Raw genomic sequence first — 25,891 nt, forward strand, 5'->3', positions numbered from 1 at the left:
TCTCGATCAGCACGGCGCGACATGGGGATGATCGGTTTCGACATCGCCTGCGAACCCACGAGAAGCGGGCCGAGGATTCAGGGTTATCTCGTTAACGATCTCTGAAAAACAATAACTGCCAATAAGACGCAGTCTGACTTCGCGCTCGCTGCTTAAGCGAGTCCGATAGTCCGTCAGCCCGGGTTTGTTTCCGCCCCGGTTGCTGGCGTCATTTAGGGAACTTGCTGCGCGTCGTCGCCTGAGCGACGTGCGGGACTTTCTTCAGGCTGGGCCTGTCGACTTAGGTGCCTGTGGCAAAGGTCGGGGCCGAGTAGAACGCCTGCACAGGATGCGCCCGGAGAAGGCGTGGAATCACAGCGATGGACGGGGGTTCAATTCCCCCCATCTCCACCATCGGCCGTTGTCGCACATCGTGGAAACGAAGGCCGCCCCGATTGGGGCGGCCTTCGTCATGTCGAGCGTCAGGGGCACCCCTCCAACAGCTGGATGCCGTGCTCGGTCTGGCGGCTCACCTGCACGGAACCCTGCGAGTCGCAGATGGCGTTCACGAGCAGGGCGAAACCCTCCCCGTTCTGGAAGTTGCCCTCCTCGCCCGGAAGGCCAAATCCCTCGACCGTTCCCGGTGGCACGAACACCCACGCTTCGGGAGCACCGGGGAAGACGCTGGGCAACCACGCCCAGTTTCCGTCGATGATGGGCCCGTCGGTACACACGGCGCCGCAGGACGCCGGCGCCTTGCTGACGTTGACGCAGTTCAGCGCGCTTGCAGCTGTCGGGACGAGCACGAATGCGGCGACCAGGCCAGCCGCTGCTAACGCCTTCTTGAACATGATTCCTCCGTTGCAGCTTCGGATACGGCAGAACGACGTGAGTCGGTCGCAAACCTACTCAGACCTGAGGATGTGTCAATAGCTGAGCGACGCTTTGGCCAGAGATCGCCCTCGGGCCATGGGCGAGCTCAGTACGCGGTGCCCTGAAGCGACCCGGTCACCTGGCCGGCCGGGTCGTAGATGACGCATGAGACGATGCGGTCGGAGAGCTGGGTCCAGCTCTCCTCCGAGGGGCGGTACGCGTAGAAGTCGAGCGTCGACGAGTCGTAGGCGAGGCCGACGAAGCGGTCGAACTCGACGAGGCAGGTGTCATCGGCTTCGGTCTGGATGGCGTCGTCGCCGGGGAACTCGTCGCCCGTGAGGGTGAAGTCGAAGTACACCTCTTCGTCGTGGGGCTGGTCGCACGGCACGACGGGCACCTCGGAGACGAGCTCTTCGGAGACTTCGTTCATGCAATCGCCGACCCGGAGGGTGAACACGTCGGCCTGCCCCTCCTCGACGATCTCCTGGGTCGTCTCGTCGCGCTCGGCCTGGGGCGCCGAGCCCTGGAGCAGGTTGCCGATGATGCTGCAGCCGCTGAGCGGAACCGCGATGGCGACCGCCGTCAAGGCGGTGAGGACTCGCACGAGCGTGCGGCGCTGGGCAGTGGACACGGAGGTCGCCTCTCGATTGAAGGAGTGCTCGCCAGCGCAGACATGGTCGGTCATGACCTGGTGGGCAGGCCGAACGGCCGCCTCGAGCGTGGATTCGTTGTCACCTTATCGGGCCGCCTGAGGCGGGCGCCACCATCGGCGTGTCACGCGAAGTGGGGCCACTCCCGCTCCTCAGTTGAGGTGCGGGAGCACTTCCGCCGCGATGAGCTCGAGGTGATCGAGGTCGGTCATGTCGACGAGCTGCAGGTAGACGCGATCGGCGCCGAGCGCCTCGAGACGTAGCAGTTTCTCGACCGCGGCTTCGGGCGTTCCCGCCACGTTGACGTCGGCGAACGTGTCGGGGTCGCCGTCGATCGCCGCGAGCCGGCGGTGGTAGTCGGCCTCGTTGGTCGCGACGATCGTGGGCAGCGCGACGGTGGTTCGCAGCGTCTCGGGGTCGCGATCGATCGCTTCGCACGCGCGACGCACGCCGTCGAAGGTCTCGGCGATCCGGTCTTCACCGCGGAACCCGATGTTGAACTCGGTCGCGTACCGTGCGGCGATGGCGGGCGTGCGGCGGGGGCCGTTGCCGCCCACGATGATGGGCACGCGCGGCTGCACGGGCTTCGGCAGAGCCGGCGAGCCCTCGAGCGTGTAGTGCTCGCCCGAGAAGTCGAACCGGCTGCCGACGGGCGTCGACCACAGTCCGGTCACGACGTCGAGCTGCTCCTCGAGCAAGCCGAAGCGCTTCTCGGGGAACGGGATGCCGTAGGCGGCGTGCTCCTCGGCGAACCAGCCCGTGCCGAGGCCGAGCTCGACACGACCGCCCGACATCGCGTCGACTTGGGCGACCTGAATTGCGAGGATGCTCGGGTGCCGGAAGGTCGCCGAGGAGACGAGCGTGCCGAGCCGGATGCGGCGGGTCTCGCGGGCGAGGCCGGCGAGAGTGGTCCAGGCATCCGTGGGTCCTGGCATCCCGTCACTGTCGTCCATCGCGAGGTAATGGTCGGAACGGAACCAGCCGTCGAAGCCGAGTCGCTCTGTCGCGCTGGCTTGCGCGAGCTGGTCGTCGTAGCTCGCACCCTGCTGCGGCTCGGTGAAGATGCAGATCTCCATCTGGGTCTCCTGTCAGTTCTGGTCGGTTGCGAGGGCGGTGAGTACGGCGTCGTGCAGCAGGCCGTTGGTGGCGAGCGAGCTGCCGTGCCAGGGGCCCGGGTCGCCGGTTACCGAGGTGAAGCGGCCGCCCGCCTCCTCGACGATGGGGATGAGGGCGGCCAGGTCGTAGGGCTTCACGTCGAACTCGCTGACGACGTCGATGAGCCCCTCGGCGAGCAGTGCGTAGGCCCACAAGTCTCCGTAGGCGCGGTCACGCCACACCTGCTCAGAAAGGGCGAGCAGTCGATCGAGATAGCCGGCGTCGCGCCACTGGGCAAGGCTCTGGAAGCTGAGCGAGGCGTCGGCGAGCTGCTCGACGCCCGACACGCGCAGACGGCGAGCACCGGGGAATGCTCCGGATGCCGCATCCGTCGCCGACTCGCTCGCGCCGAGTTCAGCGGCCGACGAGATCGTCCACGCACCCATGCCGGTGGCCGCCCACCAGCGCCGGCTCATCGCGGGCGAGGATGCGACGCCGACGACCGGCACGCCGTCGATCGCGAGGGCGATGAGTGTGCCCCACACCGGCACGCCGCGCAGGAAGTTCGACGTGCCATCGATTGGATCGATGATCCACTGGCGGTTCGACTCGCCCTCGATGCCGAACTCCTCGCCGTAGGTGCCGTCGTCGGGACGGGCCGCGGCGATGCGGTCCCGGATCGCCCGTTCGACCGCAAGATCGGCCTCGGTGACGGGCGTGCGGTCGGGTTTCGTCTGCACGTCGAGATCGATGGCGCGGAATCTGGCGAGCGAGACCGCATCGGCGAGGTCGGCGAGTTCGAGGGCGAGGGTGAGGTCGTCGGCGAGGCTGTCGGTCACCGATTCAGGCTATCGGGCCGCGTCGGTGCCGGCCGCCTCGATTCATGCCGCTGCGGCGCGCCCTCGATTGGCGTTGTGGCCCCTTCTCCTGATAACGTGGTCCGTCGGTTCGGGTTGTCAAAACCTCCCGAATCACGCACCTCTAGCTCAATCGGCAGAGCAACTGACTCTTAATCAGTGGGTTCTGGGTTCAAGTCCCAGGGGGTGCACGGAACTGCCTCGAACCTCTCGCCGGGTTCGGGGCTTTTTCATTTGCCCTGGTGTGAACGCGCCTCGATCATTCCGCGGGTCTCTCGGTCCGGCTGGAGTCAGCGCTCCGGTAGGGGTGCGTGGATTCAAGCTGTGGGTATAATTGCTGCATGAGTGACCTCATCCGTACTGCGCGTCGGGGTGCCGGCCTGACGGGTTCGCAGCTCGCAGATCGGCTCGGAATCTCCGTCGGCGCAGTGTCGCACATGGAGCAGTCGGAACGTCGGGGCACGATCCAGCTCGACACGCTTCGTCGAGCGCTCGCGGCGATGGGACAGGAAATCCGTCTCGACACAGTTGCGCGCGACCCGTACGCGCCGTTCACTCCGGCGAACGTCACCGACGAGATCAACCGAGCGATCGACGATGACCGCCCCGAGTTCGCACTCCGAATCCTGACGCACGCTGCGTCGATGATCGCCGAGAGCCCCGAGCGGTTCAGTCGGGAGTCGCTCGAACGTCGGCCGTCCGAGATCGGCGATCACCGTTGGGAGCAACTGTTCCGTGCCATCATCGGCGACGCGATACCCGATGATCGCGCACGACCGAGCTGGGCCGAGCCGACGCGGCTGCCCCGGGCCTGGTATCCCTTCGGGCACTACGCGTCGCTCAAGAGCCGAGCGAAGGAGAGCACGCCCGAGCGGCTCCGGAAGCTGAACATCTTGATCGACGAGCGATCGCTGAGCCGCGCGTGAACGACGGCCTGGCGTTGACGCCGGCGCGGGCGAAGGAGCTCATCGACGAACTCGAGCGACGCCTGGCCGCGCGCGGCATCCACGGTTCGATCCGAATCGCCGGCGGTGCTGCGATGGTGCTTCGATTCCCGGATGATCCAGAAGTCCGGGTCACGACCGACGTGGACGCAGCGTATGAACCCCGCCCCGAGGTCGACGAGGTCATCGCCGAGATGGCACGCGACTACGGCCTGCCGGACCGGTGGATGAACGGTTCGAGCACTCCGTGGAACATCGTGACCGACACCGGCGAGATGATCACCGTCGCCACCGCCGAGGAACTCGTCGGCATGAAGATGGCCGCCGGGAGAGCGCAAGACCTCGCCGACCTGCGTATCCTCGCCAAGCACCTGAACATCACGCGCGCGGAAGAACTCGTCGATATCGCGTACGCGATCTACGGTGAGGATTCGCCGGTATTGAACGACTCGCGCGAGTCATACGAGCTGTTCGCCCGAGACGTACTCGCCGATCGCCGTCGAAGCTGACCAGAAGCGCGCCCAGAGGTACCGTGAGAACCGCGCAAATCCGCGGTCAGTACGCGTCGACCCCGTTGCCGAGTGCGCGCAGCGCCCGCTGCGCCGAGCCGCCGAGGTTCCACTCGTTCGCGAGGCGTTCGACCTCGGCGATGGCCTCGGCATCGAGCGGCCGGATGCGCCCGTCGATCTCGCCGAGTTCGAGGTCGCGCACGACCTCGACGACCTTCGGCGCGACCGCGAGGTAGTCGGTTGCGCCGGTCATGCGCGCCCGGATCGTCGCCGAGAGCGGCGCGGTGGGGTCTGCCGCGGCGGCGATGAGCGCATCGAGATCGACGAACTGCTGCAGGAGGCTCGCGGCCGTCTTCTCGCCGATGCCGGCGACGCCCGGCAGCCCGTCGGAGGTGTCGCCGCGCAGCACGGAGAAGTCGACGTACTGGGAGGGGAGCACCCCGTACTTGCCGACGACCGTGACGTCGGTCACCACCTCGAGCTTGCTCATGCCGCGAGCCGTGTAGATGACGCGCACCCGGCTCGCGTCATCGACGAGCTGGAAGAGGTCGCGGTCGCCCGTGACGACGTCGACCGGCATCGTCGCCTGGGTCGCGAGGCTGCCGATGACGTCATCGGCCTCGTGGTGGGCAGCACCGACGATCGGGATGTCGAGCGCGTCGAGGATCTGCCGGATCATCGGGATCTGCGCCTCGAGCGGGTCGGGCGTCACCTCGACATCGGGGCCGACCGGCACGACCTCGGCGACGCGGTGCGCCTTGTAACTCGGGATGAGATCGACGCGCCAGTGCGGGCGCCAGTCGTCGTCCCAGCACGCCACGAGATGCGTTGGCTCATACTCGGCCACGAGCCGCGCGATGATGTCGAGCAGCCCGCGCACGGCGTTGACGGGCGTGCCGTCTGGAGCGCGGATCGTATCGGGCACGCCGTAGAACGCCCGGAAGTAGAGCGAGGCGGTGTCGAGCAACATGAGTCGGTCGGACATGTCGCAATCCTGCCACGTACCAGCAATCCTCCGGGCGAGGTGGGGAATCGGCCTAATAGTGGGTGATTCGTCGTTGACGTGCGAAAGAGCTGGCTGTGGCACCATGAGGGGTGCCCCAGTTGCGTGAAAGGTTGCTCTCGTCCTTTCGATGGATCGGCGACCGCACCGACCCGGACTATCGCGCCGACGTCACCGGGTGGTGGCGGGACGCTGAGATAGTGGATCAGATCGGCGCGGGCCTGGCTGGTCTGTTCGAGAATGATCGGCCGACCGTCGTCATGGGCACTCAATCCCGTGGAAGTCTGCTAGGAGTGCTTACGGCCCGGAGTGTGGGCGTAGGGCTCGCAGAAGTACGGAAAGATCCGGGCCGCGCCGCGGACAGCGATGCATGGTGGGAGACGTCGACCGCGCCCGACTACCGAGACCAGCATCTGCAGCTGGGGCTTCGTCGCTCGCTCTTGCGTTCGGGCGACAGTGTGCTTTTTGTCGACGACTGGATTGCGACCGGCGCACAGGCAGAAGCATGCCGAGCATTGGTCCAGATGAGCGGTGCAGGTTGGATTGGCGCCGCCGTCGTGGTTGACGGTTTGGTGCGCTCTGACCTTCGTCGCAGCCTGCGAGTGCGGTCACTTCTCCACATTCGCGACCTTGCCTGACGCCGCATCTGGACACGTGCGAACGCGCGTGGACTGAGAAGGTGCCTTAGAGCAGGTAGAGCGAGGCGGTGTCGAGGAGCATCAGTCGTTCGGCCACACCGCGATCATGTCACGACTGCGCCGACCGGCTCTCAATCGTCGAGGCCGCGCGCCACGAGCGCCTCGCCGAGCGCTTCGGCCGATTGCAGCGAACGCACGATCACGGGTACCGCGAGCGCCGTGAGCGACCCGGTCGCTCCTCGCGCGCGCCGCGCCTCGATCACCTCGCGCACGATCTCGGCGGTCAACGGCACGCAGCGGATCGTGAGGGCGAGGAGCAGGCCCACGCGGTCGCCGTCGACCCAGCGCCGGAACGGCCGGAGCAGCTGCTGACACGCGTCGAGCACGCTGGACACCGTCGTCGTGAGGGTGAAGAGGGCGGCAAGGGCGACGGATGCCGCGACGCGCCCGCCCATCATGAGCGCCGCCGTCCACCCGGCGAACAGGGCCTGCACGGGCACGGCGATCGCGAGCAGCCACAGGATCGGCACGACGTGCCGCCACACCATGCGCGGCGGGATGCGAGCGGCGAGGAAGAGCACGCCGACGCCGCCCACGGCTGCCGCGAGTTGCCACGGCTCCTGGAGCACCGTGATCACGGCGATCGTGACGGCGAGCAGTCCGAGCTTGGCCAGCGCGGGCGCACGATGCACGAGGGTGCTGCCGGGAACGTAGAGGCCGATCATGCGATGAGGCTCCGATAGGCGCCGAGCGCGGCATCCGGAGTGTCGTCGGCGACGATGCGGCCCTCATCGATGACGACGACCCGGTCGAAGCCGTCGAGGAGCTCGAGCTGGTGGGTGACCACGACGACCTGCTGCTCGAGCGAGCTCAGCATTTGGCCGATAAGGCGCGCGTTGCGGGCGTCGAGCAGGGTCGTCGGTTCGTCGGCGACGACGACGGAGGGCTCGGCGACGAGCACCGACGCGAGCGCCAGCAGTTGCTTCTGCCCGCCTGAAAGGCGATGCGCGGGGTGCTCGGCGTGGGCGGCGAGGCCGAAGCGCTCGAGCGTCGAGGCCACCCGCTTCGCGACATCCGGCTTCGACAGCCCGCTCTTGCGCAGGGTGAACGCGACGTCTTCCGAGACCGTCGGCATGACGATCTGGTTGTCGGGGTTGGTGAACACGAAGCCGACCCGGCGGCGCACCTCGCGTCCCTGCCGCGTGACGTCGAGGCCGTCGACAGTGACCGTGCCGAGGTCGGGAGTGACGAGGCCGTTGATCATGCGGGCGAGCGTCGACTTGCCCGATCCGTTGGCGCCCACGATGCCGATGCGGCCTTCGCCGAGCACGAGGTCGACGCCGCGCAGCACTGGGCGCTCACCGTAGGAGTGCTCGACCCGGCTGAACTCGATCACGCTCATGCCACTCGCTCCACGATCATCGCCACGCCTTGCCCGCCACCGATCGAACATGCTGCCAAACCGAGCCGCGAGTCGTCTGAGGCGTGCATCCGAGCCGCAAGCCGCACCAGGAGTATCGCCCCCGACGCGCCCCAGGGGTGCCCCAACGCGATCGCGCCGCCGTCGCCCGAGATCGTTCCCTCGTCGAGGCCGACGGCGTCGCTCACCGCGAGCAGTTGCGCGGCGAAGGCCTCGGTGATCTCGACGAAGCCGAGGTCGGCGACGGATGCCCCGCAGCGTTCGAGCGCTCGGAGGATGGCCGGTGCCGCCCCGATCCCGGGCAGTCCGGGGTCGGAGCCGGTGGTCGCCGCAGCGATCACGCGCAGGCCGGGGAGCCCGAGACGCCGACGCACCGCCTCGGTCGTGACGGCCATCGCGGCGGCGCCGTCGGAGATGCCGCATGAGTTTCCCGCGGTGACCGTGCCATCGGGGCGGAATGCAGGGTGGAACCGCGAGAGCGTGCGCTCGTCGAGTCGATCGCGCGGGCGGTCGTCTGCCACGATGCCGTCGAGGGTGACGATCTCCGCGTCGAAGGCGCCGGTTGCCTGCGCTGCCGCGGCGAGCCGGTGCGAACGGGCGGCCCAGGCATCCTGGCGCTCGCGCGTCACGCCCGATCGGGCGGCGAGATCGTCGGCGGCGGGTCCCATCTCGGGGTCGGGAGTGCCGATCGGGGCGAAGGGGGCTCGCTCGTAGCGCCGCGTCGGCGCTCCGTCGCCGGTCTCGGGCGGCCAATAGCGCCATGGCGCCGTCGAGGCCGACTCCGCGCCGCCGGCGATCACGAGCTCAGCGTCGCCACCGCGGATGCGGGAGGCGGCCTGCATCACCGCGTCGAGGCCCGAGCCGCACTGGCGGTCGACCGTGACCCCCGGAACATCGTGGCCGAGCCCGGCGCGAAGCGCCGAGATGCGCGCGACGTCGCCGCCTGGGCCGAGGCAATTGCCGAGCACGACGTCGTCGACGGAAATGCCTGCGGGAGCGACGGATGCCGCGACGGCGGCGAGCACCGGCGCCGCGAGCGCGTCGACGGTGCGGCCCGCGAACCCGCGTCCGGTGGTGGCCACGGCGGTGCGCCGTGCGGCGACGATGACGGGTGCCTCAAAGCTGATGCTGCGGGTCATGCGCGCCCGAACCGATCCTCGTCGAGCGAACCGGCGGCGAGGGCGACGCCGAGCGCACCGCGGGCGACCTTGCCCGAGGTCGTGCGCGGGAGCGACTCGATCGCGTACCAGCGTCGCGGGAGCTCGGGTGCGGTGAGGCGCGAGCGCGCTGCGGTGATGATGTGCGCGCGATCGGCCGACGGGGCGAGCTCGAGCACCGCGACCGGCACGTGTCCGTGCAGGGCGTGGGGCACGGCGATCACGGCCGCGGCTCGAACGCCCGCGAGTCCGGTGAGGGCGGCCTCGACGTCTTCGGCGAGCACCGTGGTGCCCGAGACGGTCACGGCGGAGTCGCCGCGGCCGCGCACGACGAGGCTGCCGTTCGCGGCGGCATCCGCTCGATCGCCGACCGTCGCGAAGCCGTTCGCATCCCTTCGGAACGGCCCGTCGACGCCGGCGTACCCGAGCGAGAGGTAGGGGGAGCGGGCCCACAGTTCGCCCGCGCGCACGTCGACCTCGACGCCGGGGAACGGCATGAGCGCGCCGGAGCCCTCGGCGTCGACGCGCGAGTGGTCGACCGCGGCGACGAACGAGAGCTCGGCGGCACCGTAGTACTCGGTCACGGCGATGCCGGCGGCGCGAGCCGATGCGAGGGTCGATGGCGGGAGTGCGCTGCCCGCGACGACGACTCGTCGTGGGCGGTGCCCCGCTGAGGCGAGTCGCTCGAGCGTCGTCGGCGTCGCGTGCACGAGGTCGGCCCCGGCGATGTCGTCGACGAGCACCACACCGCTCCAGAGCGCGTGCAGCGCGGCGAAGAGGTGCATCGAGACGTGCAGCGGCCCGGTGATCGCGACGATCGGTTGCTCGGCGCGCGCGCCGCGGCGGGCACGGCGAGCCTCGGTGAGCTCGGTGAAGGGCTCGAACGACGCCGTCCACGAGGCGAGCGTGCGGGCGACGGGCCGGGCGTTGCCCGACGATCCGCTCGTCATGAGCACGAGCTCGGTGCCGGGCGGCATCGAGCGCACTGCCGGAGCGGCCTGCGCGGGGTCGGCGACGACGACGGCACGCTTCGCCTCGAGGGCGGCGAGCACCGTCGCGAGCTGGGCCACGGGGTCGGCGTCGTGCGCGAGCACCGGCGCCTGCGTGCGGTCGAACTGCTCGGCGACGGATGCCACGAGCCGGCGCAATTCGGCACGGCTCGACGTGCGACCGGCGAGGCGGATCGCCTCACCGTCGCCGTCGAGCCAGCCGATCACGCCTTTACTCCGAGCGCGGCGCCGAGGCGACCTCGGCTGAGGTCGGACGCGGGGTCGCCGGAGCGGGCTCGCTCGCTGCTTCGACAGCGCGTGACCAGGGCCACGACCGAAGGGCGATGAGGCCCGGCCAGGCGCGGTGCACCTGCTTCGCGACGAGCACGGTGACGACGACCTTGAGGATGTCGCCGGGCAGGAAGACGAAGGAGCCGCTGAGCGCAACCCAGAACGGTACCCCGGACGAGATGGCCAGCCACGGCACGCCGAGTGCGTAGATGGCGACGATGCCGCCGAGCGCGGTCGCGCCGAGGGCGGGGACCACGCCGTACCGGGGGAGGAGGCGTGCCGTGAACCAGCCGATGACGAGGGCTCCCACCAACCAGCCGACCAGGTATCCGGCCGATGGGCCGACGAAGACACCGAGTCCGCCGCGTCCGCCGGAGAGCAGGGGCAGGCCGGCTGCGACGAGGCCTTCGAACAGCAGCACCGTGAGGAAGCCCTTGCGGGCGCCGAGGATCGCGCCCGCGAGCATGACACCGAGCGTCTGGAAGGTGATGGGAACGCCGGTCGTGCCGATCTGCAGGGCGCCGGGAAGGCCGAGCGCGGCGATGAGGGCGGCGAAGACGGCGATCTGTGCGAGATCGCGGGCGGGGATGCGACTGGTCACGAAGTCCTCCGGGTCGAAGCGTTGGCCGAGGAGACGGCGGAATTCACGCTACGGCGGGGAGGGAGGGCCGTGCTCGCGGTCGCCGTACAGAAATCGGGTGCCGATTTTGGACGAGCGCCGTGGGCGGGCGTTGTCCGAATGGCGAGCTGCGCGGACGGAGGGGCGACTCAGGCCGCGCGGGACTCGACGTGCGCGGTGCCGATCGTGGGGAGGGCGTCTGCCTCAGCGGCATCCGAATCTGCCGGCACCTCGACGGGGTCGGCCCACATGACGAGCGGCGACGGGGTCCAGCTGAGCGCGAGCGACTCCTCGCCAGCAGGCACGACGACGGTGACCGCGTCGCGCTCATCGAGGATCGAGCGGGTGAGCTCCGCCGCGATCTGGTGCGTCAGCATCGCGTGGAAGATGCGGTCGGTGTCGCCTTCGGCGCGGCGCACGAGCGACCAGCTGCCCGACGGACCGATGAACTCGGAGAGCTTCGCGTTCAGGAGCTCGAAGATGTGCTCGCCGCGCAGATCGGCCGCGTTCGCGCGCGGTGCGGGAAGGGCAGCGTGAGCGGCGGCTTGTGCGGCAAGCCTCGCGCGGCGCCAGCGGCGGAACATCGTGACCCCTCTCGGTGGTGCGGAACGACGGATCGGGTCGTTCGTCCCAGTCTCGGGCACCGCGTCATGGATTTCGAGTGACACGCCGCGGAGCGGCCCATGGGTGCCGCTATTGGCCGAACTCCCGCTCGAGCTCGGCTCGCTTCGACTCGTCGGACACGGTGCCGATGGCGATCGCGAGGCTCGCGAGCCAGGAGACCCACATGAGTGCCAGGCGCCAGTCGCGTGGACCGGTGGTGGTGGCGCGGATGACGCCGACGCCGGCGAAGATCGCGGTGAGCACGGCCCCGCTGAAGAGGTACTTGCGCATGCCGCAACGCTACTCGTTCGCCTCAGATGTCTGGGAGTCATCCGTGAATCTGACCGATCGTGCAGAATCTGACCGATCGGTCAAGGTACGTTCGACCCATGCCAACCGATGCCCAAGCCACGTCTCGCGTGCGCCCGGCCGACGAACTTCGACAGGTCGCCCTCGAGCTGTTCTCGACCGTCGGCTTCGCCGCGACGTCGCTGCAGCAGATCGCCGACCACGCCGGCTACTCGAAGTCGAGCGTGCTCTACCACTTCGCCTCGAAAGAGGCGCTGCTCGAGTCGGCGATCGGCCCAGCGATCGACGACCTCGAGGCCCTGCTCGGCGACTTCGTCGCCGGTGGTCGCTCAGCCGAGGCACGCACCGTCTTCATCGAGCGGTTCGTCGACTTCCTGCTGGGCAACCGCCTCGCCGTGCACACCTTCGTGAACCAAGGGCAGTCGCTGCTCAGCATCCCAGTCATCCAGCGTGCGAACACCGCCATTCGCGGCATCGCCGACTCGATCTGCGCCGACGACGCACCCGTCATCGAGAACATCCGCTTCGGCGTCGCGCTCGCCGGCGCCGCCTACATGCTCGTCGCCGGCGCCAACTTCGTCGACGACGACCGCAAGTTCGACGACGTCGAGGTGCGCCCGGCACTGATCTCCGTGCTCTCCGAACTCCTCCTCCCGGCCGACGGCCGCTCGACGCGATAGGCACCCAATGGCTCTGCTCCTCCACCGCCTCGGCCGCTTCGCCTTCCGCCGGGCCTGGCTCGTCATCGCGGCCTGGGTGCTCGCCCTCGGCGCCCTCGTCGGCGCCGGGGTCGGGCTCGGCGGCCAGCTCCAGGAGTCCTACGCGATTCCCGGCACCGAATCGCAGACCGCGATCGACCAGCTCGCCGCCGTGTTCCCGCAGACGGCCGGCGCGTCGGCGAAAGCCGTCGTCGAGACGCCCGACGGGGCATCCGTCGACAACGCGGCCTACCGTAGCGCGATCGAGGCCATGGAGGCCGAGCTCGAGGAGGTCGACGGCGTGGCGAGCGTGCTCGGCCCGTTCGACGAGTACGCCGGCGACCAGGTCTCGCACGACGCGCGCACCGCCTACATCCAGGTGCAGTTCGACGGCCCGACCTCGGATGTCACGACCGACACGATCGACGCCGTCACCGCCACCGGCGACATCGGCCGAGACGCCGGGCTCAGGGTCGCGTTCGGCGGCGAGGTGTTCCAGGAGACCAACTTCGGCCTGACGATCACCGAGATCTTCGGCGTGCTCTTCGCCGCAGTCGTGCTCCACATCACCTTCGGCTCGCTGCTCTCGGCCGGCATGCCGCTGCTCACCGCGCTCGTCGGCGTGGGCGCCGCGTTCGGCGGCATCTCGATCGTCGCCGCGTTCGCAACCGTGTCGAGCACGGCCCCGATGCTCGCAGTGATGATCGGGCTCGCCGTGGGCATCGACTACGCGCTCTTCATCCTCTCCCGGCATCGCACGCAGCTGGCGCGCGGCCACACTCCCGAGGAGAGCGCCGCCGAGGCCGTCGCCACGGCGGGCGGTGCGGTCGTGTTCGCGGGGCTCACCGTGATCATTGCGCTGCTGGGCCTGCTCATCGTCGGCATCCCGTTCCTCAGTGTCATGGGCGTCTCGGCGGCCTTCGCCGTGTTCATCGCGGTCGCCGGCGCCGTCACGCTGTTGCCGGCACTCCTCGGAGTGTTCGGCAAGCGGCTCGCGCCGAAGCCCGGAAGTCGGGTGCACCGGCGGGCGAACGCGAGCGATGAGGGCGGCACTCGCACGCTCGGCCGTCGCTGGGTCGACCTCGTGCTGAAGGCGCCCGTCGTCTTCGTGGTGCTCGTCGTCGGCGTGCTCGGTACGGCCGCCATCCCCGCCGCGAGCCTCGACCTGAACCTCCCGAGCGGAGCGTCGGAGCCCGCCGGATCGACGCAGCGCGAGGCCTACGAGATGATCGACTCCGGGTTCGGTCCCGGCTACAACGGGCCGCTCATCGTCACGGTCGACATCACCCAGACGACCGACATCTTCGACGACCTCGACGCCGTCGGCGCTCGCATCGCAGAGCTCGACGACGTCGCCTATGTCGGCGACGGCATGCCGAACGAGACCGCCGACACAGCCATCATCCAGGTCGTGCCCGAAAGCGCCCCCGACGCCCCCGAGACGAAGGACCTCGTCGAGCGAATCCGTGAGCTCGCGCCGTCGATCGAGGCAGACTTCGGCACCCCTCTCGCTGTGACTGGCTATACGGCCGTCTCGATCGACATCTCGAACCGCTTGACCGACGCGCTGATCCCGTTCGCGCTCATCGTCGTCGGGCTCTCGATCGTGCTGCTGCTCATGGTGTTCCGCTCGGTGTTCGTGCCGGTGAAGGCGGCGCTCGGGTTCCTCCTCTCGGCGTTCGGCGCGATCGGCGTCACCGTCGCGATCTTCCAGTGGGGGTGGTTCGCCGACCTGTTGCACGTGCAGCCCGGCCCGATCCTGAGCTTCCTGCCGATCCTCCTGATGGCGGTGCTGTTCGGCCTCGCGATGGACTACGAGGTGTTCCTCGTGTCGGGCATGCGCGAGGAGTTCGTGCGGTCGCTCAAGCACAACCCGGCAGGCGAGCCGCGCCAGGCCGTCGTGCACGGCTTCCAGCACGCGTCGCGGGTGGTCACCGCCGCCGCGCTCATCATGTTCTTCGTGTTCTTCGCCTTCGTGCCCGAGGGCTCCGGGGTGATCAAGGGCATCGCGTTCGCGCTCGCCGTCGGCGTCGCGTTCGACGCGTTCCTCGTGCGGATGACGCTCGTGCCCGCTGCGATGGCGCTCGCCGGCCGTGCCGCCTGGTGGCTGCCGAAGTGGCTTGCGAAGCGGCTGCCCGACGTCGACATCGAGGGCGAGGGGCTCCGGGCCCACCTCGACCAGGTCGCGTGGGCGGCATCGCGGCCCGCCGCCGTGAACGCAGACCTCGCCGTGTTCGGCCTGCCCGAGCGATCGATCGGCCCGGTGTCCCTCGAGGTGCCGAAGGGCGGCCTGCTCGCCATCCGCGGTGAGGCGGTCGACCGTCGCGTGGTCGCGGCGACCCTCGCCGGGCGGCTCGCACCCGTCTCGGGGCGACTCGCGGTGCTGGGGCATCCGCTCCCGTCGGGCAATCGAGACGTGCTGCAGTCCGTGGCGCTCGCGGAAGCAGCAGCGGATGCCGGAGGCCCCCGCAGCGTCGGCGAGCTCATCGCGAGCCGGCTCGACGCGACCCGCCCGTGGTACCGCCTGGCGCCATCACGTGCCCTCGTGCGCAGCTGGACCGATCGCGCCGCAGAGGCCGCGGGGCACGACGACGACGGACCGCGTTTCGGCACCGACACGCCGCTCGCCGCACTCGATACGCTCGATCGCACGATCGTCGCCCTCGCCGCCGCACTTGCGGAGCGGCCGAAGGCCGTCGTCGTCGACCTCGACGATGCCGGCACCTCGGGCACCGCCCTCTGGGATGCTGCCGCGCGCCTCGTTCCCACCGGGGTCACCCTCATCGCGGGAGTCGGCGCCGACGCGGCGCTGCCCGCTCCGGGCTCGCCATACGCCGGGCGTGACATCCGCATCCTCGAACCCGACGCGACCGCCCAGGAGGCCCTCCGATGAGCTCCCGACTCCAGTCTCTGCTCGGCACCACGCCGGCGCAACGCCGTGTGCGCTACGGCGCCCTCCTCGCGGCCGTCATCGTCGTGCCGCTCGCGGTCGCCGGCCTCTTCTCGGGCGCGCTCGGCGGTGCGGGCGACCAGCTCGACGCGATCCCGGCGGTCGTCGTCAACAACGACGAGATGGTCACGATGACGGGCGCCGACGGCACCGAGCAGCCGGTGCTCGCGGGCCGCCAGCTCGTCACGGAGCTCACAGGCCCCGCGAGCACCGGGTTCGACTGGTCCATCTCGAACGACGAGGAGGCCGCCGAGCTGCTCGCGAGCGGCGAGGCCTACGCCGTGCTCACCGTTCCCGCCGACTTCTCCGACTCCGTGACCTCGCTCGCGGGTGAGACGCCCACCAGGGCGCAGCTCGACATCCGAACCGACGACGCGCACGGCTATCTCGCGGGGTCGGTGGCGCAATCGGTCGGCGACGCCATGACCGCCGCCTTCGGCCGTGAGCTCACCGCCCGGTATCTCGAGGGGTTCTACTCGAACCTCGCCTCGCTCGGCGGCTCGCTCGGCGACGCCGCAACCGGCGCGACCGAGCTCTCGAGCGGCGTGGGCTCGCTCGCCGGCGGACTCGGCGAGCTCTCCACCGGCGTCGCCTCGGCGGCGTCGGGCGCAGCGGATGCCGCGAGCGGGGCGTACGCCTACGCCGACGGCGTGGGGGAGTACACCTCGGGAGTCGACTCGCTCGCCGGCGGAATCGGGCAGCTGCAGCAGCAGGCGGGAGCGCTCGACGGCCTCACCTCCGGCACGGCGGACTACGTGACGAATGTGCACGCGGCCGCAGACGGGTTCGACGCGCTCGCCGCGGGCCTCGCGCCGCTCCTCGCGGCGGATCCCTCCGGCGCGGCGGCGCAGAGCGTCGCCGAGTACGCGGGAGGGCTCGACCGGCTCGCGGCAGGCGGCGACCTCCTCGTGACGAAGACCGGTGAGGGCGTCGACCAGTTGCAGGGCGGCATCGACGAGATCGGCACCGGCGTCGCGCAGCTCGCGGGCGGGTCCGAGCAGCTTCGGTCGGGCGCCGACGGGCTCGCGAGCGGTGTCGACTCGCTCGCGAGCGGACTCGGCGAGCTCTCCACTGGCACCGCGGATGCCGCGAGCGGCGCCACGCAACTCGCGGACGGCGCTGGGAGCCTCGCCTCCGGCCTCACGAGCGGCGCCGAGAGTGCCTCCGCGCTCACGGACATCGACGCCGCGACGACGGCCGACGTCGTCTCGGAACCGGTCGTGGTCGATTCCGCCCGCGACCATGAGATCGACTCGACGGGTGAGGTCATCGGCATGCTGTTCGTGCCGATCGGCCTCTGGATCGGGGCGTTGGCGATGTTCCTCGTCTTCCGCCCGTTCAGCCGCGACGCGCTCCGCAGCACCGCCTCGACCGGCGGGCTCGTCTCGCGCACGCTCGCCCGCGCCGGCCTCGTCGCCCTCGCGCAAGCGGTCGCGGTCGTCGCGTTGCTGCACACCGCGCTCGGCGTCTCGTGGGCCGTGCTCCCGCAGACGCTCGCGTTCGCGGCGCTCCTCGCAGTCGCCTTCACCGCGGTCCACGCCTTCCTGAGCGTCGCACTCGGCCGCGCGGGCATGCTCGTCTCGCTCGTGCTCGTGGCCCTCCAGCTCGCGGCATCCGGTGGCCTCTATCCGGTGGAGGTGCTGAGCGGCCCGTTCCAGGCCATCAGCCCGTTCCTGCCGCTCACCTGGGCGGTGCAGGGCATGCAGGCGATCGTCGCCGGTGCCGGTGGGGGAGCCGTGGGCACCGCGGCGGGAATGGTCGCGCTGTTCGGGCTCGCCGGCCTCATCGGCACGGCGATGGTCGTGGCGAGGCGTCGCGGCATCCGCTCGATCGGCTTCGCCTCCGCGGCCCTCGGCTGACGATGGACGGGCTCGGCGTCTGCAGGATCGCCGAGCCCGTTCACCACCGCCTCAGCGCCTCAATGGCGCGAACCCGGCAGGATCGCCTCGAGCGCGCGCCGGGAGCGGATGAGTGCCCGGCGTCGCTTCGACTGGTGCGTGTGCGTGCGGGCGAACTCGAGCGTCTCGCGCAAGAGCTCGAGCCGTTCACGCTCGCTCCTGGCCTTGCGGGTGTTCACCTCGGCGACGATCGAGCCGCTCCAGCCACGGCTCGCGAGCGCCTCGAGCACCTCGGCGACCGGTTCGCGACCGTACCCGGGCAGCAGGTGCTCGTCGAAGATCTGGCCCTCGCCGATCGCGCCCGACCCGTCGCAGAGGTGCACGTGCCGAAGCCGCGCGCCGAGGTCGTTCGCGAACTCGAGACTGTCGACGCCCGACAGCGCGGCATGCGAGAAATCGAGAGTCACCGCGTCGCAGTCCATGATGCGCGGGTCCCATCCGGGGGCATATGCCTTGAGGTTCTTGCCGGCGGCGCGCCACGGGAACATGTTCTCGACGGCGATGACGACCCCGTACTCGGCCGAGATCTCGCGCACGATCCGCAGGAACTCGAGCGCGTAGGTCGCCTGCCAGCGGAACGGCGGGTGCACGACGACCGACTCGGCGCCCACCGCCGCCGCGAGCTCAGCGGTGCGCTCGAGCTTCACGCGAGGGTCGCGCCCCCACACGAAGTGCGTGAGCAGCAGCACCGGGGCGTGCACCGTGAGGATCGGCAGCGCGTACCGTCGCGAGAGCTCGAGGAGATGCTCGGCCTGCTGCGTCGACTCCTCTTGCGTCACCATGATCTCGATGCCGTCGAAGCCCGCGAGCTTCGCCAGCCGGAAGGCATGCTCGGGCTCGAGCGGATAGACGCAGGTCGTGCTCATGCCGATGCGAATCATCAGGGCGGCAGTCTAGCCGCGGCCTCCTCACTGTGGGAGGGTCGTCGCGGGCGATCCCTCCGGCGATCGGTGCACTGTTAGCCTGAGGCAAGCGAAGGGACATCCGCCAGATGCTGCACGCCCCCGAATCGACACCGAGCGACGACCTCTACATCGACGCGGCGTACGACATGATCGTCGTGTCGAATCGCCTTCCCGTCGACTACGAGCAGGCCCCAGACGGGTCCACCACGTGGAAGGGCTCACCAGGTGGCCTCGTCACCGCACTCGAGCCCATCATGCGCACCACCGAAGGCGCCTGGGTGGGCTGGGCGGGCGTCGCCGACATGGAGTTCGACCCGTTCGAGCACGACGGCATCTCGATCATCCCCGTGCCGCTCTCGGCTGACGAGCTCGAAGAGTACTACGAGGGCTTCTCGAACGACACGCTCTGGCCTCTCTATCACGACGTCATCGCGCCGCCGTCGTTCCACCGCGAGTGGTGGGACTCGTACGTTCGCGTCAATCGCCGCTTCGCAGAAGCCGCCGCGCGCGCCGCCTCCCACGGCGCCGTCGTGTGGGTGCAGGACTACCAGCTCCAGCTCGTGCCGCGGATGCTTCGCGAGAGCCGCCCCGACCTCGTGATCGGGTTCTTCAACCACATCCCGTTCCCGGCCTACGGCATCTACTCCCAGCTTCCGTGGCGTCGCCAGGTCATCGACGGACTGCTCGGCGCCGACGTCATCGGCTTCCAGCGGTCGGCCGACGCCGGCAACTTCACGAGAGCCGTGCGCCGGCTGTTCGGGTACGCCACGCGCGGCAGCGTCATCGACGTGCCCGACGGCAACGACCAGGTGCGGCACGTCGTGGCCCGCCATTTCCCGATCTCGATCGACGCGGCCGGCTTCGAGGAGCTCGCGCGCCGCCCCGAAGTGCAGGCGCGCGCGAAGGAGATCCGGTCGAGCCTCGGCGATCCCAAGACGATCATCCTCGGCGTCGACCGGCTCGACTACACGAAGGGCATCCGGCATCGGCTGAAGGCGTTCGGCGAGCTGCTGCGCGACGAGCGGCTCTCGGTCGAAGACGTCACGCTCGTGCAGGTTGCCAGCCCCTCCCGTGAACGCGTCGAGACCTATCGACTGCTTCGCGACGAGATCGAGCTCATGGTCGGCCGACTGAACGGCGACCATTCGACGCTCGGGCACCAGGCGATCGCCTATCTCCACCATGGCTACCCCAGGGAAGAGATGGTGGCCCTCTACCTCGCGGCCGACGTCATGCTCGTCACCGCGTTGCGCGACGGCATGAACCTCGTCGCCAAGGAGTACGTCGCGTGCCGGTTCGACGAGCGCGGGGTGCTGCTGCTCAGCGAGTTCACCGGGGCATCCGACGAGCTCAGGCAAGCCGTGCTCGTCAATCCGCACGACATCGAGGGCTTGAAAGACGCGATCGTCGAGGCGATCGAGATGCCGCAGCGGGAGCGCTCGCGCCGCATGCGCGCCCTGCGCAAGCGAGTGCGGGAGAACGACGTCGCGAACTGGTCGGCCACGTTCCTGAAGACGCTCACCGGCAGCGGCATCATCGCGCCCGGCGTGCCCGAGGGACTCACGTCCGCGCTGAACCGCATCGCCGGCACCGAGCGCCTCCTCGTGGCACTCGACTTCGACGGCACACTCGCTCCGCTCGTCGACCGGCCAGAAGACGCGCGGGCAACCAAGCGCGCCCGAGCGGCGATCGAACGGCTCGCCGCCGCAGACGACACGAGGGTTGCGATCGTGTCGGGGCGAGCGCTGCAGAGCCTGCGCGAGGTGGCCGATCCGCCGCAGGGCACGCTCCTCAGCGGTTCGCACGGCGTCGAGCTGCAACTCGACAGCGGCGGCGTCACGATCGACCTGCGCGATGCCGAGCTGGCCGGACTCGAGCGCCTCACGCAGATCCTCGAAGAAGTGGCATCCGGGGCAGAGGGTGCCTGGGTCGAGTGGAAGCCGGCCGGTCTCGCACTGCACACCCGACGTGTGCCCGCGAACATCGGCGCGACGCTGCAGCGTACGGCGCGCGAGCGCGTCGAGGCCGAGGTGCCCGAGCTCAGCGTGCGCGGCGGCAAGGGAGTGCTCGAGTTCTCGGTGCGCCCAGGCGACAAGGGCGAAGCGCTCACCAGGCTCAGACAGCACGCCGGCTCGAGCGCGGTGTTCTACGTCGGCGACGACGTCACCGACGAAGACGCGTTCGCGGCTCTGGAGTACGAGGATGTCGGCGTCAAGGTCGGCCAAGGCAAGTCGCTCGCCACCCACCGCGTGAAGAGCACGGAAGACGTCGCCGAGCTGCTCGAGCGCCTCGCCGACGCCCGTGACATGGCGCGCGGTCGACCTTCGCGCTGGACATAGACTCGAAGGCATGTCGGAGTTCGATCCCAAGCCGCGTAGCCGCACCGTCACCGACGGCATCGAAGCCATGACGAGCCGGGGCATGCTCCGCGCCGTCGGAATGGGCGATGCCGACTGGGACAAGCCCCAGATCGGCATCGCGAGTTCGTGGAACGAGATCACGCCCTGCAACCTGTCGCTCGGCCGCCTCGCGCAGGCCGCGAAAGAAGGCGTGCACGGCGGTGGCGGCTACCCGCTGCAGTTCGGCACCGTCTCGGTCTCCGACGGCATCTCGATGGGCCACGAGGGCATGCACTTCTCGCTCGTCTCTCGCGAGGTCATCGCCGACTCGGTCGAGGTCGTCATGCAGGCCGAGCGCCTCGACGGCTCGGTGCTCCTCGCGGGCTGTGACAAGTCGATCCCCGGCATGCTCATGGCCGCGGCCCGGCTCGATCTCGCCTCGGTGTTCCTCTACGCCGGATCGATCGCACCCGGTTGGGTGCGGCTCTCCGACGGCACCGAGAAGGACATCACGATCATCGACTCGTTCGAGGCGGTGGGCGCGGTGAAGGCCGGCACGATGAGCGCCGAAGACGCGCACCGCATCGAGTGCGCCTTCGCCCCCGGTGAGGGCGCCTGCGGCGGAATGTACACCGCCAACACCATGGCCTCGGTCGCCGAGGCGCTCGGCCTCTCGCTCCCGGGCTCCGCTTCGCCGGCTTCCGCCGACCGTCGGCGCGACTACTACGCGCACCGCTCGGGCGAGGCCGTCGTCAACCTGTTGAAGCACGGCATCACCGCGCGGCAGATCCTCACCAAGCAGGCATTCGAGAACGCGATCGCCGTGGGCATGGCACTCGGCGGCTCGACGAACATCGTGCTGCACCTGCTCGCGATCGCGCACGAGGCCGAGGTCGACCTGACGCTCGACGACTTCAACCGCATCGGCGCGAAGGTGCCGCACGTCGGCGACCTGAAGCCGTTCGGCAAGTACGTCATGAACGACGTCGACCGTCGCGGCGGCCTGCCCGTGCTCATGAAGGCGCTGCTCGACGCCGGACTCATGCACGGCGACGCACTCACCGTCACCGGCAAGACGCTCGCCGAGAATCTCGCCGAGATGAACATCCCGCCGCTCGACGGCGAGGTGCTGCGTACTCTCGACAACCCGATCCACGAGACCGGCGGGCTCACGATCCTGCACGGGTCGCTCGCACCCGAGGGTGCGGTCGTGAAGACCGCCGGCTTCGACGCGGCGACCTTCGAGGGCCCGGCCCGGGTGTTCGAGCGCGAACGCGCGGCGATGGACGCCCTCACCGAGGGGAAGATCTCGCACGGCGACGTCGTGGTGATCCGCTACGAAGGCCCCAAGGGTGGGCCCGGCATGCGCGAGATGCTCGCCATCACCGCCGCCATCAAGGGCGCGGGACTCGGAAAAGATGTACTACTCTTGACGGACGGTCGATTCTCAGGCGGCACAACCGGCCTCTGCATCGGCCATCTGGCACCCGAAGCAGTCGACGCTGGTCCGATTGCATTCGTGCGCGATGGTGATCTGATACGGGTCGATATCGCAGCTCGCACGATCGACCTACTGGTCGACGACGCCGAGCTGGCTGCCCGCCGTGAAGGCTGGGCTCCGCTTCCTCCGCGCTATACCCGTGGCGTCCTCGCGAAGTACTCGAAGCTCGTGCGTTCCGCCGCCGAAGGCGCCACCACGGGCTAGTGCTGCGCTTCCCGCACACCTCGCTGCAAAGAACAGGAACCGAATGACCACGGAATCCATCCCCGTGCCGTCGCCCACCGCACCGCCCACCGGTGCGCCCGAAAAGATCACCGGCGCCGAGGGCGTCGTGCGCTCGCTCGAGATGCTCGGCATCACCGACGTCTTCGGCCTGCCCGGCGGCGCGATCCTCCCCGTCTACGACCCGCTGCTCGACAGCAAGAAGCTCCGTCACATCCTCGTGCGTCACGAGCAGGGCGCCGGCCACGCGGCAGAGGGGTACGCATCGTCATCCGGCAAGCTCGGCGTGACGATCGCGACCTCTGGCCCCGGCGCCACGAACCTCGTCACGGCCATCGCCGACGCGCACATGGACAGCGTGCCGATCCTCGCCATCACAGGCCAGGTGTTCTCCAACCTGATGGGCACCGACGCGTTCCAAGAGGCCGACATCGTGGGCATCACGATGCCGATCACGAAGCACTCCTTCCTCGTGAAAGACCCCGCCGAGATCCCCTCGACGATCGCCGCGGCCTACCACATCGCCACGACCGGCCGCCCGGGCCCCGTGCTCGTCGATATCACCAAAGACGCCCAGCAGGCCTCGTTCGAGTTCCACTGGCCGCCGAAGATCGATCTGCCGGGGTACCGCCCGATCATGAAGGCGCACGGCAAGCAGGTCGCCGCGGCGGCACAGCTGTTCGCTGAAGCGAAGCGCCCCGTGCTCTACGTCGGCGGCGGCGTCATCCGTTCCCGGGCGTCCGCCGAGCTCATCGAGCTCGCCGAGGCGACCAATGCGCCCGTCGTCACCACCCTCATGGCGCGCGGCGCGTTCCCCGACTCGCACCCGCAGCACCTCGGCATGCCGGGCATGCACGGCACCGTGCCCGCGGTCATCGCGCTGCAGGAGGCCGACCTCCTCATCGCGCTCGGCGCACGGTTCGACGACCGCGTCACCGGCAAGTCGGCACTCTTCGCGCCGAACGCCAAGGTCGTGCACGTCGACATCGATCCGGCCGAGATCTCGAAGATCCGCACCGCCGACGTGCCGATCGTGGGCGATGCGAAAGACGTGATCGTCGACCTGCTCGCGGCCTACCGCGAGGCGACCCGCACCACGACGCCCGACGTCGCCGAGTGGTGGGCCACCCTCGACGGGCTGCGCTCGGAGTTCCCGCTCGGCTTCTCGACCCCCTCCGACGGTCTCCTCGCCCCGCAGCTCGTGATCCAGCGCATCGGCGAGCTCACCGGCCCCGAGGGCGTCTACGCCGCGGGCGTGGGCCAGCACCAGATGTGGGCCGCGCAGTTCATCAAGTACGAGCGCCCGAACTCCTGGCTGAACTCGGGCGGTGCGGGCACCATGGGCTACGCGGTGCCGGCGGCGATGGGCGCGAAGGTCGCCGAGCCAGACCGGGTCGTGTGGGCCATCGATGGCGACGGATGCTTCCAGATGACGAACCAGGAGCTCGCCACGTGCACCCTGAACGACATCCCGATCAAGGTCGCCATCATCAACAACTCCTCGCTCGGCATGGTGCGCCAGTGGCAGACGCTCTTCTACGACGGCCGCTACTCGAACACCGACCTGAACACGGGTCATGACACCGTTCGCATCCCCGACTTCGTCGCACTCGCCGAGGCATACGGCGCACTCGGCATCCGAGTGACGAAAGAGGATGAGATCGACGCGGCGATCAAGCTCGCGCTCGAGACGAACGACCGCCCCGTCGTCATCGACTTCGTCGTGAGCGCCGACGCGATGGTATGGCCGATGGTGCCGCAAGGCGTCTCGAACAGCTACATCCAATACGCGAGAGACCACTCGCCCGCATTCTCTGAGGAGGACTAGACATGTCGACGCACGTTCTCTCACTCCTCGTGGAAGACAAGCCAGGTCTGCTGACCCGCGTCGCAGGGCTCTTCGCTCGTCGCGGCTTCAACATCGAGAGCCTCGCGGTCGGCCACTCCGAGATCGACGGGCTTTCCCGCATCACGGTCGTCGTCGACGTGGAAGACCTGCCGCTCGAGCAGGTCACGAAGCAGCTCAACAAGCTCATCAACGTCATCAAGATCGTGGAGCTCGACCCCGCGCAGTCCGTGCATCGAGAGCACCTGCTCATCAAGGTGCGCGTCGACAACGCGACCCGGTCGCAAGTGCTCGAGGCGGTGAATCTCTTCCGTGCCCGCGTCGTCGATGTCTCGAGCGACGCGCTCGTGATCGAGGTCACCGGTGACTCCGGCAAGACCACCGCGTTCCTCAAGGTGCTCGAGCCCTACGGCATCAAGGAGATCGCCCAGTCGGGCCTTCTCGCGATCGGTCGCGGTGGCAAGTCCATCACCGAGCGCGTCTTCAAGAATTGAACCAGACCCACATCAAGGAGAAAGAACAGCACATGGCTGAGATCTACTACGACAAGGACGCCGACCTCGCGCTCATCCAGGGCAAGAAGGTCGCCGTCATCGGCTACGGCTCGCAGGGCCACGCGCACGCGCAGAACCTCCGCGACTCGGGCGTCGAGGTCGTCATCGGCCTCAAGGAGGGCTCGAAGTCCAAGCCCAAGGCCGAAGAGGCCGGCTTCGAGGTGAAGAGCGTCGCCGATGCCGCGGCCGAGGCCGACGTCATCGTCATCCTCGCTCCTGACCAGTACCAGCGCCACATCTACGCCGAGTCCATCAAAGACAACCTGTCCGAGGGCAAGACCCTCGTCTTCGGCCACGGCTTCAACATTCGCTTCGGCTACATCGAGGCGCCCGAGGGCGTCGACGTCGTCATGGTGGCCCCGAAGGGCCCGGGCCACACCGTGCGCCGTGAGTACGAGGCAGGCCGCGGCGTCCCCGTGATCGTCGCCGTCGAGAAGGATGCCTCGGGCAACGCCTGGCCGCTCGTGCTCTCGTACGCCAAGGCGATCGGCGGCCTCCGCGCCGGCGGCATCAAGACGACCTTCACCGAAGAAACCGAGACCGACCTCTTCGGCGAGCAGGCCGTGCTCTGCGGCGGCGTCTCGCAGCTCGTGCAGTACGGCTTCGAGACCCTCACCGAGGCCGGCTACCAGCCGCAGGTCGCGTACTTCGAGGTGCTCCACGAGCTGAAGCTCATCGTCGACCTCATGTGGGAGGGCGGCATCGCGAAGCAGCGCTGGTCGGTCTCCGACACGGCCGAGTACGGCGACTACGTCTCGGGCCCTCGCGTCATCGATCCGCACGTCAAGGAGAACATGCAGGCGGTGCTCGGCGACATCCAGTCGGGCGCATTCGCCGAGCGGTTCATCGCCGACCAGGACAACGGCGCGAAGGAGTTCCTCGAGCTCCGCGCGAAGGGCGAGGCGCATCCCATCGAGGCCACGGGCCGCGAGCTCCGCAAGCTCTTCGCCTGGAACGCCTCGAACGACGACGACTACGTCGACGGCGAGGTCGCTCGCTGACGCGAGACTCCGCTTCACCGCTACGAGACGGCGGGGTCGGC

General features: G+C 69.3%; 24 protein-coding genes, 1 tRNA gene and 1 other RNA gene. 13 read left to right on the forward strand and 13 right to left on the reverse strand.

Annotation, left to right across the window (positions count from 1 at the left end):
- Window positions 1–23: 23 nt before the first annotated feature.
- Window positions 24–393, forward strand: a transfer-messenger RNA (tmRNA) gene (ssrA, locus tag J7E25_RS10880).
- Between the two features lie 68 nt (window positions 394–461).
- On the opposite strand, the gene J7E25_RS10885 is transcribed toward ssrA, so the two are convergent.
- The 4 genes from J7E25_RS10885 to J7E25_RS10900 form a co-directional block, all read right to left on the reverse strand.
- Complete coding sequence (locus J7E25_RS10885; RefSeq protein WP_214870176.1) at window positions 462–830, reverse strand: hypothetical protein; 369 nt, start codon at window positions 828–830, stop codon at window positions 462–464.
- 128 nt (window positions 831–958) lie between these two features.
- Window positions 959–1,483 carry a septum formation family protein gene (locus tag J7E25_RS18345; protein WP_214870177.1) on the reverse strand — a complete coding sequence of 175 codons (525 nt, stop codon included), beginning with the start codon at window positions 1,481–1,483 and terminating at the stop codon, window positions 959–961.
- A 171-nt stretch (window positions 1,484–1,654) separates the two neighbouring features.
- Window positions 1,655–2,578 carry an LLM class F420-dependent oxidoreductase gene (locus J7E25_RS10895; RefSeq protein ID WP_214870178.1) on the reverse strand — a complete coding sequence of 308 codons (924 nt, stop codon included), beginning with the start codon at window positions 2,576–2,578 and terminating at the stop codon, window positions 1,655–1,657.
- A 12-nt stretch (window positions 2,579–2,590) separates the two neighbouring features.
- Window positions 2,591–3,436 carry an inositol monophosphatase family protein gene (locus tag J7E25_RS10900; protein ID WP_214870179.1) on the reverse strand — a complete coding sequence of 282 codons (846 nt, stop codon included), beginning with the start codon at window positions 3,434–3,436 and terminating at the stop codon, window positions 2,591–2,593.
- A gap of 136 nt (window positions 3,437–3,572) precedes the next feature.
- On the opposite strand from J7E25_RS10900, the gene J7E25_RS10905 reads away from it, so the two are divergent.
- From J7E25_RS10905 to J7E25_RS10915, 3 genes are all read left to right on the forward strand, one after another.
- Window positions 3,573–3,645: transfer RNA gene (locus J7E25_RS10905), tRNA-Lys, on the forward strand.
- A 150-nt stretch (window positions 3,646–3,795) separates the two neighbouring features.
- Window positions 3,796–4,380 (forward strand): helix-turn-helix domain-containing protein, encoded by a 585-nt coding sequence (locus J7E25_RS10910; protein ID WP_214870180.1) that lies wholly within the window; start codon window positions 3,796–3,798, stop codon window positions 4,378–4,380.
- Complete coding sequence (locus J7E25_RS10915) at window positions 4,377–4,907, forward strand: hypothetical protein (protein ID WP_214870181.1); 531 nt, start codon at window positions 4,377–4,379, stop codon at window positions 4,905–4,907. Before J7E25_RS10910 ends, J7E25_RS10915 begins: the two co-directional genes overlap by 4 nt.
- A 46-nt stretch (window positions 4,908–4,953) precedes the next feature.
- On the opposite strand, the gene J7E25_RS10920 is transcribed toward J7E25_RS10915, so the two are convergent.
- Window positions 4,954–5,892 (reverse strand): 5'-3' exonuclease, encoded by a 939-nt coding sequence (locus tag J7E25_RS10920; RefSeq protein ID WP_214870182.1) that lies wholly within the window; start codon window positions 5,890–5,892, stop codon window positions 4,954–4,956.
- Between the two features lie 218 nt (window positions 5,893–6,110).
- Here J7E25_RS10920 and J7E25_RS10925 point away from each other — a divergent pair, with 218 nt between their 5' ends.
- A complete protein-coding gene (locus tag J7E25_RS10925) occupies window positions 6,111–6,548 on the forward strand; it encodes a phosphoribosyltransferase family protein (protein WP_308164511.1) in 438 nt (145 codons plus the stop codon).
- Window positions 6,549–6,679: 131 nt separating this feature from the next.
- On the opposite strand, the gene J7E25_RS10930 is transcribed toward J7E25_RS10925, so the two are convergent.
- The 7 genes from J7E25_RS10930 to J7E25_RS10960 all read right to left on the reverse strand — a co-directional run bounded on the left by J7E25_RS10930 (window position 6,680) and on the right by J7E25_RS10960 (window position 11,918).
- The gene (locus tag J7E25_RS10930; RefSeq protein WP_214870183.1) at window positions 6,680–7,273 is read right to left on the reverse strand and encodes an energy-coupling factor transporter transmembrane protein EcfT; all 594 of its coding nucleotides are present in this window, start codon (window positions 7,271–7,273) and stop codon (window positions 6,680–6,682) included.
- Window positions 7,270–7,950, reverse strand: a complete 681-nt coding sequence (locus J7E25_RS10935; protein WP_214870184.1) for an energy-coupling factor ABC transporter ATP-binding protein — start codon at window positions 7,948–7,950, stop codon at window positions 7,270–7,272. Before J7E25_RS10935 ends, J7E25_RS10930 begins: the two co-directional genes overlap by 4 nt.
- Window positions 7,947–9,107 carry a thiolase family protein gene (locus J7E25_RS10940; protein ID WP_214870185.1) on the reverse strand — a complete coding sequence of 387 codons (1,161 nt, stop codon included), beginning with the start codon at window positions 9,105–9,107 and terminating at the stop codon, window positions 7,947–7,949. The genes J7E25_RS10935 and J7E25_RS10940 overlap by 4 nt, the downstream gene beginning before the upstream one ends.
- Entirely contained in the window at window positions 9,104–10,342 is a 1,239-nt protein-coding gene (locus tag J7E25_RS10945; protein ID WP_214870186.1) for a class I adenylate-forming enzyme family protein, read from the reverse strand. The genes J7E25_RS10940 and J7E25_RS10945 overlap by 4 nt, the downstream gene beginning before the upstream one ends.
- Window positions 10,343–10,346: 4 nt before the next feature.
- Window positions 10,347–11,006, reverse strand: a complete 660-nt coding sequence (locus tag J7E25_RS10950; protein ID WP_214870187.1) for a biotin transporter BioY — start codon at window positions 11,004–11,006, stop codon at window positions 10,347–10,349.
- A 167-nt stretch (window positions 11,007–11,173) separates the two neighbouring features.
- On the reverse strand, window positions 11,174–11,608 hold the full coding sequence (locus J7E25_RS10955; protein ID WP_214870188.1) for a hypothetical protein: 435 nt from the start codon (window positions 11,606–11,608) through the stop codon (window positions 11,174–11,176).
- A gap of 109 nt (window positions 11,609–11,717) precedes the next feature.
- Window positions 11,718–11,918 (reverse strand): hypothetical protein, encoded by a 201-nt coding sequence (locus J7E25_RS10960; RefSeq protein ID WP_214870189.1) that lies wholly within the window; start codon window positions 11,916–11,918, stop codon window positions 11,718–11,720.
- Window positions 11,919–12,016: 98 nt separating this feature from the next.
- On the opposite strand from J7E25_RS10960, the gene J7E25_RS10965 reads away from it, so the two are divergent.
- The 3 genes from J7E25_RS10965 to J7E25_RS18210 are packed head-to-tail and all read left to right on the forward strand — an operon-like array spanning window position 12,017 to window position 17,443.
- The gene (locus J7E25_RS10965; RefSeq protein WP_214870190.1) at window positions 12,017–12,616 is read left to right on the forward strand and encodes a TetR/AcrR family transcriptional regulator; all 600 of its coding nucleotides are present in this window, start codon (window positions 12,017–12,019) and stop codon (window positions 12,614–12,616) included.
- 7 nt (window positions 12,617–12,623) lie between these two features.
- Entirely contained in the window at window positions 12,624–15,527 is a 2,904-nt protein-coding gene (locus tag J7E25_RS10970; protein WP_214870191.1) for an MMPL family transporter, read from the forward strand.
- The gene (locus J7E25_RS18210) at window positions 15,524–17,443 is read left to right on the forward strand and encodes a YhgE/Pip family protein (protein ID WP_214870192.1); all 1,920 of its coding nucleotides are present in this window, start codon (window positions 15,524–15,526) and stop codon (window positions 17,441–17,443) included. Before J7E25_RS10970 ends, J7E25_RS18210 begins: the two co-directional genes overlap by 4 nt.
- Before the next feature lie 59 nt (window positions 17,444–17,502).
- On the opposite strand, the gene J7E25_RS10980 is transcribed toward J7E25_RS18210, so the two are convergent.
- Window positions 17,503–18,363, reverse strand: coding sequence for a sugar phosphate isomerase/epimerase (locus J7E25_RS10980; protein WP_214870193.1), 861 nt, complete (start codon window positions 18,361–18,363; stop codon window positions 17,503–17,505).
- 110 nt (window positions 18,364–18,473) lie between these two features.
- Here J7E25_RS10980 and J7E25_RS10985 point away from each other — a divergent pair, with 110 nt between their 5' ends.
- From J7E25_RS10985 to ilvC, 5 genes are read left to right on the forward strand one after another with little or no spacing between them, the layout of a single operon-like run.
- Complete coding sequence (locus tag J7E25_RS10985) at window positions 18,474–20,726, forward strand: bifunctional alpha,alpha-trehalose-phosphate synthase (UDP-forming)/trehalose-phosphatase (RefSeq protein WP_214870194.1); 2,253 nt, start codon at window positions 18,474–18,476, stop codon at window positions 20,724–20,726.
- Window positions 20,727–20,736: 10 nt separating this feature from the next.
- Window positions 20,737–22,431, forward strand: a complete 1,695-nt coding sequence (ilvD, locus tag J7E25_RS10990; protein ID WP_214870195.1) for a dihydroxy-acid dehydratase — start codon at window positions 20,737–20,739, stop codon at window positions 22,429–22,431.
- 43 nt (window positions 22,432–22,474) lie between these two features.
- Window positions 22,475–24,277: an acetolactate synthase large subunit gene (locus tag J7E25_RS10995; protein ID WP_214870196.1), complete on the forward strand. Its 1,803-nt coding sequence runs from the start codon at window positions 22,475–22,477 to the stop codon at window positions 24,275–24,277.
- 2 nt (window positions 24,278–24,279) lie between these two features.
- Complete coding sequence (ilvN, locus tag J7E25_RS11000; protein WP_129521140.1) at window positions 24,280–24,789, forward strand: acetolactate synthase small subunit; 510 nt, start codon at window positions 24,280–24,282, stop codon at window positions 24,787–24,789.
- A gap of 11 nt (window positions 24,790–24,800) precedes the next feature.
- Window positions 24,801–25,850 carry a ketol-acid reductoisomerase gene (gene ilvC / locus J7E25_RS11005; protein ID WP_374196228.1) on the forward strand — a complete coding sequence of 350 codons (1,050 nt, stop codon included), beginning with the start codon at window positions 24,801–24,803 and terminating at the stop codon, window positions 25,848–25,850.
- Window positions 25,851–25,891: the final 41 nt, after the last annotated feature.

The sequence above is a fragment of the Agromyces sp. ISL-38 genome, from assembly GCF_018613935.1.
Classification (GTDB): domain Bacteria; phylum Actinomycetota; class Actinomycetes; order Actinomycetales; family Microbacteriaceae; genus Agromyces.

What these genes read in the sequence shown, in the direction of transcription:
- J7E25_RS10885 (WP_214870176.1), bottom strand. Translation starts at nt 830, where the DNA reads ATGTTCAAGAAGGCGTTAGCAGCGGCTGGCCTGGTCGCCGCATTCGTG.
- J7E25_RS10895 (WP_214870178.1), bottom strand. Translation starts at nt 2,578, where the DNA reads ATGGAGATCTGCATCTTCACCGAGCCGCAGCAGGGTGCGAGCTACGAC.
- J7E25_RS10910 (WP_214870180.1), top strand. Translation starts at nt 3,796, where the DNA reads ATGAGTGACCTCATCCGTACTGCGCGTCGGGGTGCCGGCCTGACGGGT.
- J7E25_RS10920 (WP_214870182.1), bottom strand. Translation starts at nt 5,892, where the DNA reads ATGTCCGACCGACTCATGTTGCTCGACACCGCCTCGCTCTACTTCCGG.
- J7E25_RS10930 (WP_214870183.1), bottom strand. Translation starts at nt 7,273, where the DNA reads ATGATCGGCCTCTACGTTCCCGGCAGCACCCTCGTGCATCGTGCGCCC.
- J7E25_RS10935 (WP_214870184.1), bottom strand. Translation starts at nt 7,950, where the DNA reads ATGAGCGTGATCGAGTTCAGCCGGGTCGAGCACTCCTACGGTGAGCGC.
- J7E25_RS10940 (WP_214870185.1), bottom strand. Translation starts at nt 9,107, where the DNA reads ATGACCCGCAGCATCAGCTTTGAGGCACCCGTCATCGTCGCCGCACGG.
- J7E25_RS10955 (WP_214870188.1), bottom strand. Translation starts at nt 11,608, where the DNA reads ATGTTCCGCCGCTGGCGCCGCGCGAGGCTTGCCGCACAAGCCGCCGCT.
- J7E25_RS10960 (WP_214870189.1), bottom strand. Translation starts at nt 11,918, where the DNA reads ATGCGCAAGTACCTCTTCAGCGGGGCCGTGCTCACCGCGATCTTCGCC.
- J7E25_RS10965 (WP_214870190.1), top strand. Translation starts at nt 12,017, where the DNA reads ATGCCAACCGATGCCCAAGCCACGTCTCGCGTGCGCCCGGCCGACGAA.
- J7E25_RS10970 (WP_214870191.1), top strand. Translation starts at nt 12,624, where the DNA reads ATGGCTCTGCTCCTCCACCGCCTCGGCCGCTTCGCCTTCCGCCGGGCC.
- J7E25_RS18210 (WP_214870192.1), top strand. Translation starts at nt 15,524, where the DNA reads ATGAGCTCCCGACTCCAGTCTCTGCTCGGCACCACGCCGGCGCAACGC.
- J7E25_RS10980 (WP_214870193.1), bottom strand. Translation starts at nt 18,363, where the DNA reads ATGATTCGCATCGGCATGAGCACGACCTGCGTCTATCCGCTCGAGCCC.
- J7E25_RS10985 (WP_214870194.1), top strand. Translation starts at nt 18,474, where the DNA reads ATGCTGCACGCCCCCGAATCGACACCGAGCGACGACCTCTACATCGAC.
- ilvD (WP_214870195.1), top strand. Translation starts at nt 20,737, where the DNA reads ATGTCGGAGTTCGATCCCAAGCCGCGTAGCCGCACCGTCACCGACGGC.
- J7E25_RS10995 (WP_214870196.1), top strand. Translation starts at nt 22,475, where the DNA reads ATGACCACGGAATCCATCCCCGTGCCGTCGCCCACCGCACCGCCCACC.
- ilvN (WP_129521140.1), top strand. Translation starts at nt 24,280, where the DNA reads ATGTCGACGCACGTTCTCTCACTCCTCGTGGAAGACAAGCCAGGTCTG.